This window comes from Enterobacter cloacae complex sp. HYC042_NIDB (genome assembly GCF_056673315.1).
Map to the genome: position 1 here is coordinate 2,271,495 of NZ_CP109650.1, position 13,772 is coordinate 2,285,266.

Sequence of the window (13,772 nt, forward strand, 5' to 3'; positions counted from 1 at the left end):
TAGCAAGAGTTGTTAAAAAATTCAGTAAGTGCTTAAAGCTTATTAAAAACGCGCGCCAGGCGACCGGTGCCGCTCACGCTGACCGGGGACTCATTGGCTGCAACGAATGCTGACTCGCCAGGCTGGAGAACCAGACGCTGCTCGCCTTTGCGCAGCGTTGCTTCGCCCTCGACGCAGAACAGGATCGCCGCGCTCTCCTGTGCGATTGTCGTTTCCGTCTGATTGAGGTCGTGCAGGGAGAACGCAAAATCCTCAACCGGAATCGGGAAGTCCAGCTCTGCACCGTTTTTCACCGGCTGAGTCAGCAGCTCCGCGGCAGGCTTCGCTACAAACTTCACGTTGGCAACCAGCTCAGGGATGTCGATATATTTCGGCGTCAGGCCCGCGCGCAACACGTTGTCAGAGTTGGCCATCACCTCCAGCGCTACGCCCTGCAGGTAGGCGTGCGGGGTTTCCGCGAACAGGAACATCGCTTCGCCCGGGTTCAGCTTCACCACGTTCAGCAGCAGAGGGGAGAACAGGCCGCTGTCGTCAGGGTAAAACTCGGAAATCAGGCGGATGGTCTCCCACGGTTCCCCTTGTTGGCTGTTCAGGGCCGCTTTCAGCACCGCCAGCGCGTGAGATTTCTCTTCACCCTGCATATTCAGCAGGCTGGCAAACAGCTGGCTGAGCGCGTCCGCGTTTGGGTTTTCGAGGAAGTGGGCAATAGCCTTGTTGGCACCCGCGACCGGCTGCAGCAGGGAGATAATCTCTGAAAACTCGCGGAAGGCGTTCATCGCCAGGAACGGCGTCAGCGCGAACACCAGCTCCGGCTTGTGGTTAGGATCTTTGTAGTTACGCTCGGCGGCGTCCAGCGGGATGCCCGCCGCGTTCTCTTTGGCAAAGCCGATTTCAGACGCTTTCTTGTTCGGGTGAACCTGGATGGAGAGCGGCTGGTCGGCGCACAGCACCTTAAACAGGAACGGCAGTTCGCCAAAGCGCTGAGCCACCTTGTCGCCCAGCAGTGCGGCTTTATCGGCATCAATCACGTCACGCAGGCTGCGTACCTGGCCGCTGGCGTCTTCAATTTTTGAGCTGCTCTTCGGGTGCGCCCCCATCCACAGTTCCGCCATCGGCAGGTTGTTCGGGTTCGCGATACCGTAGAGATCCGTTAACGCAGTTTTACTTCCCCAGGCGTAGTTTTGCACTGAGTTAATGAGTTTTTGCATTATCAAGCCCTGATTCAAATGTGGAATTAACTCCGGGTATTAAAGCAATAAACTACGTGGAAGTAACCTGTGGATGTAAAAAGTCGTACTAGTCTCAGTTTTTGTTAAAAAATTGTGTAGGATAAGCTGACTCGCTTTTAAGCCGGGCAGCGGAACATCTGCCCTGAATAAACAGACCGAAGCAGTAAGTGAGAGAACAATGTCGAATAAACCCTTCCATTATCAGGATCCTTTCCCCCTCAGTAAGGATCAGACCGAGTATTACCTGTTAACCCGCGATCACGTCTCCGTCTCTGAGTTTGAAGGACAAGAGATCCTCAAGGTGGATCCGCAGGCGCTGACGCTGCTGGCGCAGCACGCTTTCCACGATGCCTCCTTTATGCTCCGCCCCGCGCATCAGCAGCAGGTTGCCGATATTCTGAGCGACCCGGAAGCCAGCGAAAACGACAAATACGTTGCCCTGCAGTTCCTGCGTAACTCCGATATCGCGGCGAAAGGCATTCTGCCAACGTGCCAGGATACCGGCACGGCGATCATCGTCGGTAAAAAAGGCCAGCGCGTCTGGACCGGCGGCGGTGACGAAGCGGCGCTGGCTCACGGCGTCTACAACACCTACACCGAAGACAACCTGCGCTACTCGCAAAATGCGGCGCTGGATATGTACAAAGAGGTCAACACCGGCACCAACCTGCCTGCACAGATTGACCTCTACAGCGTCGACGGTGACGAGTACAAATTCCTCTGTATCGCCAAAGGCGGCGGTTCAGCCAACAAAACCTATCTCTACCAGGAAACCAAAGCGCTGCTCACTCCGGGCAAGCTGAAAAATTACCTGGTTGAGAAGATGCGTACCCTCGGCACCGCGGCGTGCCCGCCGTACCATATCGCGTTTGTGATTGGCGGTACCTCGGCGGAAAGCACGCTGAAGACCGTGAAGCTGGCCTCGACCAAATACTACGACGGCCTGCCTACTGAAGGTAACGAGCACGGTCAGGCGTTCCGCGACGTGCAGCTTGAGCAGGAGCTGCTGGAAGAGGCGCGTAATCTGGGACTCGGGGCGCAGTTTGGCGGTAAGTACTTCGCCCACGACGTGCGCGTGATCCGTCTTCCGCGCCACGGTGCCTCTTGTCCGGTCGGGATGGGCGTCTCCTGCTCTGCGGATCGCAACATCAAGGCCAAGATCAACCGCGAAGGCGTGTGGATCGAAAAGCTGGAAAATAACCCGGGCAAATACATCCCGGAAGCGCTGCGTAAAGCGGGTGAGGGTGAAGCGGTTCGCGTTGACCTGAACCGTCCGATGAAAGAGATTCTGGCGCAGCTTTCTCAGTATCCGGTCTCGACCCGTCTCTCCCTGAACGGCACGATCATCGTGGGCCGCGACATTGCGCACGCGAAGCTGAAGGAGCGTCTGGACAACGGCGAAGGGCTGCCGCAGTACATTAAAGATCACCCGATCTACTACGCGGGCCCGGCGAAAACGCCTGAAGGCTATGCCTCCGGCTCGTTAGGCCCAACCACGGCAGGGCGTATGGACTCGTACGTTGATCAGCTTCAGGCCAACGGCGGCAGCATGATCATGCTGGCGAAAGGCAACCGCAGCCAGCAGGTGACGGACGCGTGCCACAAGCACGGCGGCTTCTACCTCGGCAGCATCGGCGGCCCGGCGGCGGTTCTGGCGCAGGGCAGCATCAAGAGCCTGGAGTGCGTGGAATACCCGGAGCTGGGTATGGAAGCGATCTGGAAAATCGAAGTGGAAGACTTCCCGGCGTTTATCCTGGTGGATGACAAAGGCAACGACTTCTTCAAGCAGATCCAGTCGTCCCAGTGTTCGGCGTGCGTGAAGTAAATTGAAAAAAACGGGTGGCGCAGCCGCCACCCGACATCAAAAAGAGCGCACAAAGCGCCATACCGTTTCTCAGAAGTCATCAATACTTATCCCTTAAGCATGTGAGCAATCCCTCTTTTGTTATCAAGGAGAAAGTAATGACCACGGTACGCCATGAGAAAGACTCGATGGGCGCCATCGACGTCCCGGCCGACAAGCTATGGGGCGCGCAAACCCAGCGTTCGCTGGAGCACTTCCGTATTTCGACCGAAAAAATGCCCGTCTCGCTGATTCAGGCGCTGGCGCTGACCAAACGCGCCGCCGCGAAAGTGAACCAGGATTTGGGCCTGCTGGACACCGATAAAGCCACCGCCATTATCAACGCCGCAGACGAAGTGCTGGCGGGCAAGCATCCTGACGAATTTCCCCTTGCTATCTGGCAGACCGGTTCCGGTACCCAGAGCAACATGAACATGAACGAAGTGCTGGCGAACCGGGCGAGCGAGCTGCTGGGCGGCGTGCGCGGCATGGAACGTAAGGTCCACCCGAACGATGACGTTAACAAAAGCCAGAGCTCTAACGACGTCTTCCCGACGGCGATGCACGTGGCGGCGGTAATCGCCATTCGCGAGCAGCTTATCCCGCAGCTCAACGTGCTCAAATCCACGCTTAACGAGAAAGCGCAGGCCTTCCGCAACATCGTCAAGATTGGCCGTACGCACCTGCAGGACGCCACGCCTTTGACGCTCGGCCAGGAGATTTCCGGCTGGGTGGCGATGCTGGAACACAACCTGAAGCATATCGAGAACAGCCTGCCGCACCTGGCGGAGCTGGCGCTCGGTGGGACGGCGGTCGGTACCGGGTTAAACACCCATCCAGAATACGCGGTGCGCGTGGCGGAGGAGCTTGCTGCCATCACCGGACAGCCGTTCGTCACGGCGCCCAATAAGTTCGAAGCGCTGGCGACCTGCGATGCGCTGGTCCACACCCACGGCGCGCTGAAGGGGCTGGCGGCCTCGCTGATGAAAATTGCTAACGACGTGCGCTGGCTGGCCTCGGGCCCGCGCTGCGGCATCGGTGAAATCAGCATCCCGGAAAACGAGCCGGGCAGCTCCATCATGCCGGGTAAAGTGAACCCGACCCAGTGCGAAGCCATGACCATGCTCTGCTGCCAGGTGATGGGCAACGACGTGGCCGTCAACATGGGCGGTGCGTCCGGCAACTTCGAGCTGAACGTCTATCGCCCGATGGTGATCCACAACGTGCTGCAATCTGTTCGTCTGCTGGCGGACGGGATGGAGAGCTTTAACGAGCATTGCGCGGTGGGGATTGAGCCCAATCGCGAACGCATCAGCCAGCTGCTCAATGAATCTCTTATGCTGGTCACCGCGCTCAATACCCATATTGGCTACGACAAGGCCGCCGAGATCGCCAAAAAAGCGCATAAAGAGGGGCTGACGCTGAAAGCCTCCGCCCTGGCGCTGGGCTATCTCACGGAGGCGGAGTTTGACGCCTGGGTTCGCCCGGAAGCGATGGTCGGTAGCCTGAAATAATCATCCCGCCACGTACAGGTGCAGCCGAGGAATAATCAGCTGTAGCGGCTGCGCCTGAGGTCTGTAACGGTGCTGAACATTGTCAGCATCGTAATTCAGCAGTTCCCCAATATCGGGTACCACCGCGCCCTGATCGGCATCGTAAAGCGCAATCAGCGGCGTCGGGCAGGCATACTGTACCTGCTTTTGCTGACCGGAATACCAGACGCGAGCGATAGGCTGCACCTTCACCGGGCGCTTTATCTTCAGGCGCGCATCCGCCGGCAGCGAGGCGATGCTGTGGTACTCCTGCTCCAGGCGCTCAATCCACTGCTCCCGCGACCACGGCGCGACGGTGCGCGGCGTCTTCAGGCTTTTTTCCAGTTGGGCCAGAATCTCATCCCGGGTGAAGTTTTTAATGATGTGCTTATTCGCCCAGCCGAAGCGCAGCGTAGCGGGGTGACGCAGTACCGTCAGCGTCCGATAGGCATTCAGGGTAATCAGCCCCGGAAGCTGTCGGTGCACCCACTCGAACCGCGCGGCAGGCGCGAGGCCGGACTCTTCGGTGATGATCTTTTCAAAGGCCGCTTTCAGGGTGTTGATATGCGCAATCTGGCTTTCCAGCGCTTCGCGCGATGTCGCATCGGTTTGCAGGCAGATGACCCCCGGCAGGCGCACGGCGGCCTTGCTGCTGCGGTTTTCTGACTGCTGCTGGATAAACAGGCGACGATAGTGTTTTAGCGCCAGCTCAAGGGCCGCGCTGCCGATGTGCTGTTCGACCTCGATGGTGTCCAGCGGATCGTGCTCGGCTCCCTTAGCCACTTCCGGCAGGGTAAAGACGCGCGCGGCCAGCAGGCGGCAGGCCTGCAAACGCTCGGTCAGGGTCAGGAGTTCGTGTTCTATTTCCCGAAACGTGCCGTTAAGCCGTTCGATGAGATCGTAGTTCGCCATAAACACTCTCATTAGTTACAACATACTTATCATATAGCACAGCACGCCGGGTCAGGCCAGCGTGCGGTTGAGGTCATGCAGGGACGGGAAGGGCGATGTTATGGTACACCGGCCAGCTAAAACAGAAGCATGCGCCGCCGAGCTCGCTCTCCTCGCAATGCACCGTGCCGCCCATCGCCTGCGCGATAGAGTAGACAATCGCCAACCCAAGGCCGCACCCGCCGGTGGCGCGATCGCGGCTGGGATCGAGGCGGACAAACGGTTCAAACACGGTTTCTCTCGCTTCCGGGGCAATTCCCGGTCCGTCGTCCTCCACCGTCAGGCTGGCCCGGTTGCCCTGCAAATCCAGGCCAATCTGGAGCGTACTTTCGCTGTAGCGCATGGCGTTGTTCATCAGGTTGTCCAGCACGCGCTCCATCAGGCGCATATCGAGCGCGCCGTAGTCACCCGGCGTGACGCGCGTCAACAGCGTGCGCTGCGGGTTTACGCTCTGAACGTCATCAATGTGGGTTTGCAGCCAGGCGGGCAGATCCGGCGTGGTGAGGTTCAGCTCGTTTTGCGGGCGGTCGAGACGCGCGTAGGTCAGCAGCTCCTCAATCAGCGCTTCAAGCTGGCCAATGTCACGGTTAAGCGCCTGATTCTCTGCCTCGGTCAGATTTTCGCTCATCTCCAGACGGTAGCGCAGGCGAACCAGCGGCGTGCGCAGCTCGTGCGCAATTCCGTCGATAAGCTGCTTCTTACTGGCGATCAGGGCGTTGATGTTATCGGCCATCTGGTTAAAGGCCACGCCCAGACGCTCAAAGCTGGAACCGCTGTCGAAGTGAATGCGTTCGGTAAAATGCCCCTCACCAAAACGCTGCGCGGCGGATTCCAGCTTCAGCATGTCCTGCCAGTGGGGCCGCATCCAGATAAAGACCGGAAATGCGAGCGAAATGGCGATAAAGGCCATCAGCGCCATGTCCAGCAGGCGCATCTGGTGCAGATAATAGAGATAGGGCACCGGCCCGACGGCCAGCACGTAATGGCTGCGCGGAATACGCTGAATAAACGTGTATTTCTCATCCAGCGCGACGATGTCCCCGTCGCGCAGACGCTGCATGGCGGGCGGGTCCAGATCGAAATCTTTTAACGGCTCAATGCGTAAATCGAATGACAGATTGAGATCCAGCTCTTTCAGGGTTTTCGCCCAGTCGTGTGGCGGGATCTCTCTCAGCTCGCTGCGCATCAAATAAAGCGAGCTTTTCATCAGATCGTCCAGCGACTGCCGGCCCGCACGTTCGGCGGTGAATTTATAAACCAGGCCGACCAGCATGGTCATCACCAGGAAGCAGACAAACAGTAAAAGATAAAACTGCACAAACAGCTTTTTCATTAAATATCACCGGGACATCAAGTAATTAACTACTTTGTTTTTACCTTCAGGGGCACTATAGGGGCACTTGCATATCCGCCAAAGCGCTGATTCAAAAATGCTACCTGATCGCTATCGAGAACATTTATCCTCGCAGAGTATACATGGAAGACCATCTCTGCATTCTCATCACCCATCTGATTCGCTATAAAAGCAGGATTAGCACCTGCCGACAACATCCAGCACGCGTATGTATGAAGCAGCTGATAGGGCGTCTGCGGCGAATGCCCGATCGTTTTATCATTCGGTAGGCCTGTCTTCTCTTTCAGTTTTGAAGCAATTTCTCGGCTGAACAAGCTTGTTCATATTATTAATACCGAAACGAAAGAGGTTAGTCATTGCGCCAGCAAAATGGCCCGGTGGGAAGCTGGTGGTAGGAAACAATTTCTTCATGTGGCTCGTGAGTGGATGATGAGCGAAGTTCAGATTTATTTGCCAGGCTTCAAATAAGTATTCACAGAGAGCCACTTTCACAACGGCTCCCAGATAAAATTACTTCCTGTAAAGGTCGCCTTGACCGGACCTTGCTCTTCCCCAGATTTCATCATCAGAGAGTGAAGTTTCTATCAGTTCAATCGGTGCGCCATTGTCATTAATCATGGCAACAAAGAAACCGTCAATGGGCTCATAGGGACCAAGAATTACTTCTTCATCTTCGATAGCTCTTAGCAGGTTATCCACTTTGAAGGCGACGTGAGGCACAGTTTTTATCAGATTGTGGAGTGGAGAACTATCTTTAAATCTATGCCACTGCACACGAAACTGACCTGGGTTATCAACTGTATACATCCCGGCTTTTTCGCTGTATGCACCTTCAAAAACGCCATCCTGTAACGGGATGCCGAAGTGATGAAAAGTATACTTTACATTTGATTTCATTCTTATCTCGCTAACTAATTAATGACAATGTAATTGAGCATAGGATGTAACTACTGTGGGCAATGTACTAAATATAAACAACAAAAGAATACCATACATGAAATTCGTCCAACACGAGCGCATTTGTAAGTGGATTTAAAAGGGATATCCCTACAGCGGAAAAATCATCTGCTATTCCCTTGAGTGGATAAATAGACGTTCATGACTTACATCGACAGATGCATTAAACCTGTAAGGGAATCGATTTAACTGCTGGTAATTTTGAAATGATCAATCTGATGCGAGCGTTTGTTTCTGAAGGTGTTGAATTTTTTACAAACTTATGCAGCAAGCGGTTTGGTTCAGTTTGTACGGGGGCATTACTCCTGGCGCTCACCGGAAAGCTAAATGGAAAAAGAGTGACCACGCATTGGGCATGTGCGAAAACCCTTACCGCCAGGCATCCCCAAATAATCGTAGAGGCAGATGCGTTGTAACGAGCCGTTAATAGCTTTGCGAACGGGAGAGAAGCTATAGCCTTTCCAGTAAATTGCAGATTTTCTGCACACTAAACTGCACAAACAGCTTTTTCATTGGATCTCACCGAAAAAACGCTATGTGCAGAATATACATGAAAACCTTTCGGTTTTTTCACGACTGTCGAGCGTGTTATATGGCTTTCGCGCTGTTTTTTACCTTGGCGATGAGTTTTTCGGTCGCGGCCAGGCCTTCCGCAATGTGCGTATCAATCACATCCACCCCGTATTCGCTGATGAGATCCAGCAGTATTTCGTAAGACTGGATGAGTTCCAGGAGGTCAAAGAGCGCTTTTTGATCGGTGCGTGAGGGTGAGGTGTGGTTAAGGGTTGCCTGATTAACAATCCACTCAAGATTGGTTTTTATCGCTTCTACCTGACCGTAGCTATACATAATTCATGGGCTTAAATCCTCATTTCAAGATTTCTGGGAGCGATGTCGTGAAAGCTTCACGGCGAAAATGAGTAAAACGATCGCAAGAGCGGGATGAGCTGAAGAAAGGAGAGTCGAGAAGCTAATTATGGAATAGTTTGCGTGCTTAGCAAGTTAAATGTTGCGCAAACGTAAAAATAAATGCGCGAAAGGAGGGCGTTTTAGCGCAATGCCTTCAATTCGCGCAGATTATCCTATCCGACGATCAGGTTTCCCAGGCGTGCGGGGCAAACAGATAACCCTTGTTACGCACGGTTTTAATGCGGTAGGGCTCGGTGGCGTTATCCTGCAGTTTTTTGCGTAATCGCGAAATTGCCACGTCAACGCTGCGATCCATACCGTCATAGCTCACGCCACGCAGGTTTTTCAGCAGCGCGTCGCGGTCCATGATTTGCCCGGCATGCGTGGCCAGCTCCCAGAGCAGGTCAAAGTCTGCGGTAGAAAGGGCGATAAGCTCGCCGGAAAGCAGGACCTGGCGGTTAACCGGGTCAATAGACAGCGTACCGAAGCGCAACGCTTTGTGCGGCGTCAGGGACGGCGCGGGCGCTTCGCGTTCGATGCTGGCGTGCTGGCGCAAATGCAGGCGCAGGCGGGCCAGCAGGACGGCAGGCGGTGTGGTTTTCAGAATGTAATCATTGGCGCCCATCTCCAGCGACAGAATATGGTTCATATCGCTGTCCAGTGAGGTAAGCAGAACGATAGGACCGTCCCAGCGGGCGCGCAGGTCCCGGCAGAGCGTCATGCCGTCTTTGCCTGGCAGCATGATGTCCAGCAGCACTAAATCCGGGTTTTCACGGACGACCACCTCTTCGGCACGATCGCCGCGAGGCTCGACAATGACGTCCATATCATGTTTACCCAGATAGGCGGCGATCAATTGCCCGACTTCGGGTTCGTCTTCAACATATACAATCTTATTCATACAGCGTCTGTTTTCGTGAAAAAAGCCAAAATACACCGCGGAACCTTAACCTTCCATTAATCTTTCAAAATTAACGCCGCTTCCGTTATTCTGACGTTTCTTGTTATTTGATTGTTATAGGAAAAAATATGGGGCTGGTGATCAAAGCCGCGCTGGGGGCGCTGGTGGTGTTACTGATTGGCATTCTGGCAAAAACCAAAAACTACTATATTGCCGGGCTGATCCCGCTGTTCCCGACCTTTGCGCTGATTGCCCACTATATTGTGGCCTCTGAGCGGGGTACGGAAGCGCTACGCACGACCATCGTGTTTGGCATGTGGTCAATCATACCGTACTTTCTCTACCTGCTTTCCCTGTGGTATTTCACCGGTTTTCTGCGGCTTCCCCTGGCGCTGGGCGGGGCAGTGGTCTGCTGGGGGCTCAGCGCCTGGGTGTTAATCTTCTTCTGGAGCCGCTTTCACTAGCGCAGCGGGCGGCCGCCGTCCACGGCAAAGGTTCTGCCGGTGACGTAGCAGCTGGTGAGCAGGTAATCCACCAGGTCGATCACCTCTTTCTCACCGGGCGCTATTTTCATGAGCGACTTATTCAGCGCCTGCTGGCGGTATTCCGCATCATCGTGTTCGTTAAACAAAATCATCGCCGGGGCGATGGCGTTCACCTTCACCTCAGGCGCGAGCTTGCGGGCAAAGGAGCGCGTCATGTTATCCAGCGCGGCTTTGCTGGCCGCGTAGGCGATATGCTTGTCGCTGCCGCGCTCCACCACATAATCGGTAAAGTGAATAATGTCGCCCGCCGCATGCCCGTGGCCGCGCAGCAGATCCTGCAGCGCGTGGTTAAGCAGATAAGGGGCGTTAACGTGGATCTGCAGCATGGCGGAGAGCGTATCGCTGAGGGACGTGCCGGGCTTCTCGGCACACCATGCGCTGGCGTTATGGATCACGGCGCGCAACCCCGTCGCGGTGGATTTAACCTGTTCGGCAAAGGCCAGAATGCCTTCGTCGGTGGAAAAATCAGCCTGAATGCAGATCGCTCCGGCTTTGCGCAGCCCCTCAATCGACGGGTATTCCGTACGGTAGCTGACAATGACCGGATGGCGAAGGTTGAGAAAGTGATGGGCGAGGGCGAGGCCGATACGGCGGCCTCCACCGGTGATCAGTATTGGGCGAAGCGGTGCATTTCCCATCGTATTCTCCTTTACAGTTCAACAATGGGAAAGACAGTGCTATCCCATTAACATCCAGGTTGCCGGTACGGCAGCAACCAGTAACAGCCCGATTAAGGCCATTTCACGGCGTTTCAGCGCGTTCTCCAGCTGATGCGTGCGGCGGGCATAGATAAACACCAGTAGACCCGGCGCATACAGCACAACCGACAGCAGCAGATGCATCGGCCCGGAAGCATACAACAACCACAGGCCGTAAATACAGGCCCCTACGCCCACAACATAGTGCGCCGGACGCGTGGCGATTTTTAACAAATACGCACCCACTAAGAAATAGGGTACCAGAATCATCTCCGAGGCGATGGTCAGCAGGGTGTTATAGTCTGAACCTGTGAGCCAGATCAGCACCAGACAGACCTGAACGCTGATGTTGGTCAGCCAGAGTGAGGCTGATGGCGCATTATTATGATTTTGACGGGCAAACAGGCGTGGAAACGCCTTGTGCGTCGCGGCCAGGAACGGCACTTCAGCCGCCATGATGGTCCAGCTCAGATAAGCGCCGCAGACGGAGACGATCAGCCCTGCGGCAATCACCACGTCGCCCCACGGGCCGAGCATTTTCACCATCAGTCCTGCCATGGACGGGTTACGCATTTCGGCCAGTTCAGGACGCGCCACCACGCCCAGCGAAAGCAGGGTCACCAGCAGATACACGCCCAGCGCCGCCAGGACGGCCAGCAGCGTGGCGCGACCCACATCGCGCTTATTACGCGCGCGGGCAGAAACCACGACGGCACCCTCAACGCCGATAAATACCCACAGGGTAATCAGCATCGTGTTTTTCACCTGCTCCCAGACCGGAACGCCCAGCGCAATGCCGCTGAAATCAAGCGAAAACACGTCAAGACGGAACGCAATGAAGGCCAGCACGATAAACAGGCCAAGCGGCACCAGCTTCGCCAGCGTCGCCACCAGGTTGATGCTGGCGGCGGTCTGGACACCGCGCAAAATCAGCCAGTGAACAATCCACAGCAGCACCGAGGCGCCGACGATAGACTGCCAGGTATTACCGTCGCCAAACAGGCGCAGCTCAGGGGTATCGGTAAAGAAACTGAGCGCCGAGAAGACAATCACCAGATAAGAGACGTTGGCGATGACCGCGCACAGCCAGTAGCCCCAGGCGGAACAGAAGCCGATCAGCTCGCCGAAACCTTCACGTGCATAGGTGAAAATGCCGCCGTCCAGATCCGGGCGAATGCGCGTCAGCAACAGCATGGCAAACGCCAGCAGCAATATCCCGACACCGGTAATGCCCCAGCCAATGAGCAGGGCGGCAGGGCTTGCGACGGCCGCCATGTTCTGCGGCAAACTGAATACGCCCGCGCCCAGCATTGAGCTCAATACAAGTGCAGTTAAAGCACTCAGGCCAAGTTTCTTTTCCATTGGCTTCCTGTTATGAAAAGTCCCAATCCAGAATAATTATTTCGCTAAGGCGCATAAAAATGGTGGATCACACTAAGGCGCGGGATTTTACGGAGTGTAACGAAAGCATGCAATGATGTGTGGCAGATTTTCAAAAAAAGTAACAAAAAAGGCGGCATTGCGCCGCCCTTCGTCAACGGTTTTGTTACTTGTACAGATCGGCGCTGATGGTCACGTTGTTACCACGTTCCTGCCACTGGCGGGTGATGTGGTAATACTTCGCCCCTTTCTTCGCCGCACGCTTCGCGACCTGATAAGAGACTTCCGTCATATTGCCGTAGTTGCCGGTAAACTTGATGCTGTCGAACGGCACCATCTGCGCGGCAGTGGCTTTGTTCAGCTCTTCAATTTTGGTGCCGTCCGGCAGCGTCACGGAGTAACGGCCACCTTTCGTGGACTGCGTTTCAAAGAAACGGCCCACTTCAGCGCTTGGCGCCGCAGAGGTCGCTACGCCCGGAATTTCAACTTTCTTCGCTTCTTCGCCGCCTTTGGCTATCGCCGCGCGACCCGCTTCAGAATCCGCAGGGATGGCATCCGGGCTCTGCAGAACGCGTTTTTTCGCATCTTCTTTGTAGATGAATGCGGTAATACGCTGGTTGCCGCCCTGGTTAGCATCCACCTGACGCACGATATAGAAAGAGTAGGCACCTTTCTCTTTCGCGGCTTTGGTGATGGCATCGTTCACTTCTGGCTGGCTGCGATAGAAGCCCTGAACGGTAACGGTGTCGTAAGGTTCCAGCTCAATGGCCTGGTCTTTCGGCAGCTCAACGATACCGTTGATCACGCGATTTTTCGGCGCGTCAGCCTTTGGTGCATTATCTTTATACAGCGCAATGGTCACGCGCTGGTTACCGCTGTTGCCGTAATCGGACTGGTCAACGACGTAAAACGAGGCCGCCCCGTTTTTATCCGCGGCTTTTGATGCGGCGGCGACGGCATCGCCAATAGAATTATAACGACCCACAATGACCGTATGGTCAAAAGGTTTTAACGCTGCCGCTTGCTCTGGCGTTAACTCTGTTGCGGCATTCGCAGACAGGGCGGTCGCACAGAGAAGTGCGGACGCCAGGAGTGTGTTCTTAAGCTTCATAAAAATAATCCTTCGCCTTGCGCAAACCATGTACTGGTATTGTTGTTTATTTGAGACGGCCCCGATTATGGCATTTAAAACCCGTCGCTGTCTGCGCCATTTTTCACTGCCTGTGCTCACTCAATTACCGAATTCGATAACATTTAGTGATATGTTGAAAAAACAGGCGTTTGACAAGCAAAACTGATAAAGCATATGACTTTTACAAGTTAATTTAATGTTAATAACTTGTTCTCTTATGGCGCTATATCATGTTTTTACCGCTTCGCTTGCGCGATTTATCGGTTCTGGCGATGAATTTAAGGTAAATATCACTGTCAGTGACGCCGATCGCTTATTTTTCACAGATAAAGTAAGAAATA

12 protein-coding genes and 2 pseudogenes are annotated in these 13,772 nt (G+C 54.9%); 5 read left to right on the forward strand and 9 right to left on the reverse strand.

Features of this window, described 5'->3' with window-relative positions; genetic code table 11:
* Positions 1-32: 32 nt before the first annotated feature.
* Positions 33-1,208: a mannose-6-phosphate isomerase gene (gene manA, locus OKF39_RS10930; RefSeq protein ID WP_028012929.1), complete on the reverse strand. Its 1,176-nt coding sequence runs from the start codon at positions 1,206-1,208 to the stop codon at positions 33-35.
* Positions 1,209-1,407: 199 nt separating this feature from the next.
* Here manA and fumA point away from each other — a divergent pair, with 199 nt between their 5' ends.
* Positions 1,408-3,054: a class I fumarate hydratase FumA gene (gene fumA, locus OKF39_RS10935; RefSeq protein WP_028012930.1), complete on the forward strand. Its 1,647-nt coding sequence runs from the start codon at positions 1,408-1,410 to the stop codon at positions 3,052-3,054.
* A gap of 137 nt (positions 3,055-3,191) precedes the next feature.
* The gene (gene fumC / locus OKF39_RS10940; protein WP_479983768.1) at positions 3,192-4,586 is read left to right on the forward strand and encodes a class II fumarate hydratase; all 1,395 of its coding nucleotides are present in this window, start codon (positions 3,192-3,194) and stop codon (positions 4,584-4,586) included.
* Here the strand turns inward: fumC and tus are convergent, their stop codons facing one another.
* Both tus and rstB read right to left on the reverse strand, forming a co-directional pair.
* Positions 4,587-5,516 carry a DNA replication terminus site-binding protein gene (gene tus / locus OKF39_RS10945; protein WP_193531788.1) on the reverse strand — a complete coding sequence of 310 codons (930 nt, stop codon included), beginning with the start codon at positions 5,514-5,516 and terminating at the stop codon, positions 4,587-4,589. It abuts the gene before it with no gap.
* Between the two features lie 73 nt (positions 5,517-5,589).
* On the reverse strand, positions 5,590-6,888 hold the full coding sequence (gene rstB / locus OKF39_RS10950; protein WP_479983769.1) for a two-component system sensor histidine kinase RstB: 1,299 nt from the start codon (positions 6,886-6,888) through the stop codon (positions 5,590-5,592).
* A gap of 315 nt (positions 6,889-7,203) precedes the next feature.
* On the opposite strand from rstB, the pseudogene OKF39_RS10955 reads away from it, so the two are divergent.
* Positions 7,204-7,377, forward strand: a pseudogene (locus OKF39_RS10955) (KilA-N domain-containing protein); the annotation flags it as partial.
* A gap of 42 nt (positions 7,378-7,419) precedes the next feature.
* Here the strand turns inward: OKF39_RS10955 and OKF39_RS10960 are convergent.
* Positions 7,420-7,806, reverse strand: a complete 387-nt coding sequence (locus OKF39_RS10960) for a hypothetical protein (RefSeq protein WP_063942569.1) — start codon at positions 7,804-7,806, stop codon at positions 7,420-7,422.
* 326 nt (positions 7,807-8,132) lie between these two features.
* Between OKF39_RS10960 and OKF39_RS10965 the strand changes: the two are divergent.
* Positions 8,133-8,279, forward strand: a pseudogene (locus OKF39_RS10965) (DJ-1/PfpI family protein); the annotation flags it as partial.
* Positions 8,280-8,454: 175 nt separating this feature from the next.
* On the opposite strand, the gene OKF39_RS10970 reads toward OKF39_RS10965, so the two are convergent.
* Both OKF39_RS10970 and rstA read right to left on the reverse strand, forming a co-directional pair.
* Entirely contained in the window at positions 8,455-8,715 is a 261-nt protein-coding gene (locus OKF39_RS10970; protein WP_219259077.1) for a hypothetical protein, read from the reverse strand.
* 244 nt (positions 8,716-8,959) lie between these two features.
* A complete protein-coding gene (gene rstA, locus OKF39_RS10975) occupies positions 8,960-9,676 on the reverse strand; it encodes a two-component system response regulator RstA (protein WP_028012938.1) in 717 nt (238 codons plus the stop codon).
* 128 nt (positions 9,677-9,804) lie between these two features.
* Between rstA and OKF39_RS10980 the strand changes: the two genes are divergently transcribed.
* A complete protein-coding gene (locus OKF39_RS10980) occupies positions 9,805-10,140 on the forward strand; it encodes a GlpM family protein (RefSeq protein ID WP_014883596.1) in 336 nt (111 codons plus the stop codon).
* Here the strand turns inward: OKF39_RS10980 and folM are convergent.
* The 3 genes from folM to ydgH all read right to left on the reverse strand — a co-directional run bounded on the left by folM (position 10,137) and on the right by ydgH (position 13,410).
* Positions 10,137-10,859, reverse strand: coding sequence for a dihydromonapterin reductase (folM, locus tag OKF39_RS10985; RefSeq protein ID WP_041910292.1), 723 nt, complete (start codon positions 10,857-10,859; stop codon positions 10,137-10,139). The genes OKF39_RS10980 and folM overlap by 4 nt on opposite strands.
* A 39-nt stretch (positions 10,860-10,898) precedes the next feature.
* Positions 10,899-12,281: an amino acid permease gene (locus OKF39_RS10990; RefSeq protein ID WP_047368429.1), complete on the reverse strand. Its 1,383-nt coding sequence runs from the start codon at positions 12,279-12,281 to the stop codon at positions 10,899-10,901.
* Between the two features lie 184 nt (positions 12,282-12,465).
* Positions 12,466-13,410 carry a DUF1471 family protein YdgH gene (gene ydgH, locus OKF39_RS10995; RefSeq protein WP_028012941.1) on the reverse strand — a complete coding sequence of 315 codons (945 nt, stop codon included), beginning with the start codon at positions 13,408-13,410 and terminating at the stop codon, positions 12,466-12,468.
* Positions 13,411-13,772 lie beyond the last annotated feature (362 nt).

What these genes read in the sequence shown, in the direction of transcription:
- fumA (WP_028012930.1), top strand. Translation starts at nt 1,408, where the DNA reads ATGTCGAATAAACCCTTCCATTATCAGGATCCTTTCCCCCTCAGTAAG.
- tus (WP_193531788.1), bottom strand. Translation starts at nt 5,516, where the DNA reads ATGGCGAACTACGATCTCATCGAACGGCTTAACGGCACGTTTCGGGAA.
- manA (WP_028012929.1), bottom strand. Translation starts at nt 1,208, where the DNA reads ATGCAAAAACTCATTAACTCAGTGCAAAACTACGCCTGGGGAAGTAAA.
- OKF39_RS10960 (WP_063942569.1), bottom strand. Translation starts at nt 7,806, where the DNA reads ATGAAATCAAATGTAAAGTATACTTTTCATCACTTCGGCATCCCGTTA.
- fumC (WP_479983768.1), top strand. Translation starts at nt 3,192, where the DNA reads ATGACCACGGTACGCCATGAGAAAGACTCGATGGGCGCCATCGACGTC.
- ydgH (WP_028012941.1), bottom strand. Translation starts at nt 13,410, where the DNA reads ATGAAGCTTAAGAACACACTCCTGGCGTCCGCACTTCTCTGTGCGACC.
- rstB (WP_479983769.1), bottom strand. Translation starts at nt 6,888, where the DNA reads ATGAAAAAGCTGTTTGTGCAGTTTTATCTTTTACTGTTTGTCTGCTTC.
- rstA (WP_028012938.1), bottom strand. Translation starts at nt 9,676, where the DNA reads ATGAATAAGATTGTATATGTTGAAGACGAACCCGAAGTCGGGCAATTG.
- folM (WP_041910292.1), bottom strand. Translation starts at nt 10,859, where the DNA reads ATGGGAAATGCACCGCTTCGCCCAATACTGATCACCGGTGGAGGCCGC.
- OKF39_RS10970 (WP_219259077.1), bottom strand. Translation starts at nt 8,715, where the DNA reads ATGTATAGCTACGGTCAGGTAGAAGCGATAAAAACCAATCTTGAGTGG.
- OKF39_RS10980 (WP_014883596.1), top strand. Translation starts at nt 9,805, where the DNA reads ATGGGGCTGGTGATCAAAGCCGCGCTGGGGGCGCTGGTGGTGTTACTG.
- OKF39_RS10990 (WP_047368429.1), bottom strand. Translation starts at nt 12,281, where the DNA reads ATGGAAAAGAAACTTGGCCTGAGTGCTTTAACTGCACTTGTATTGAGC.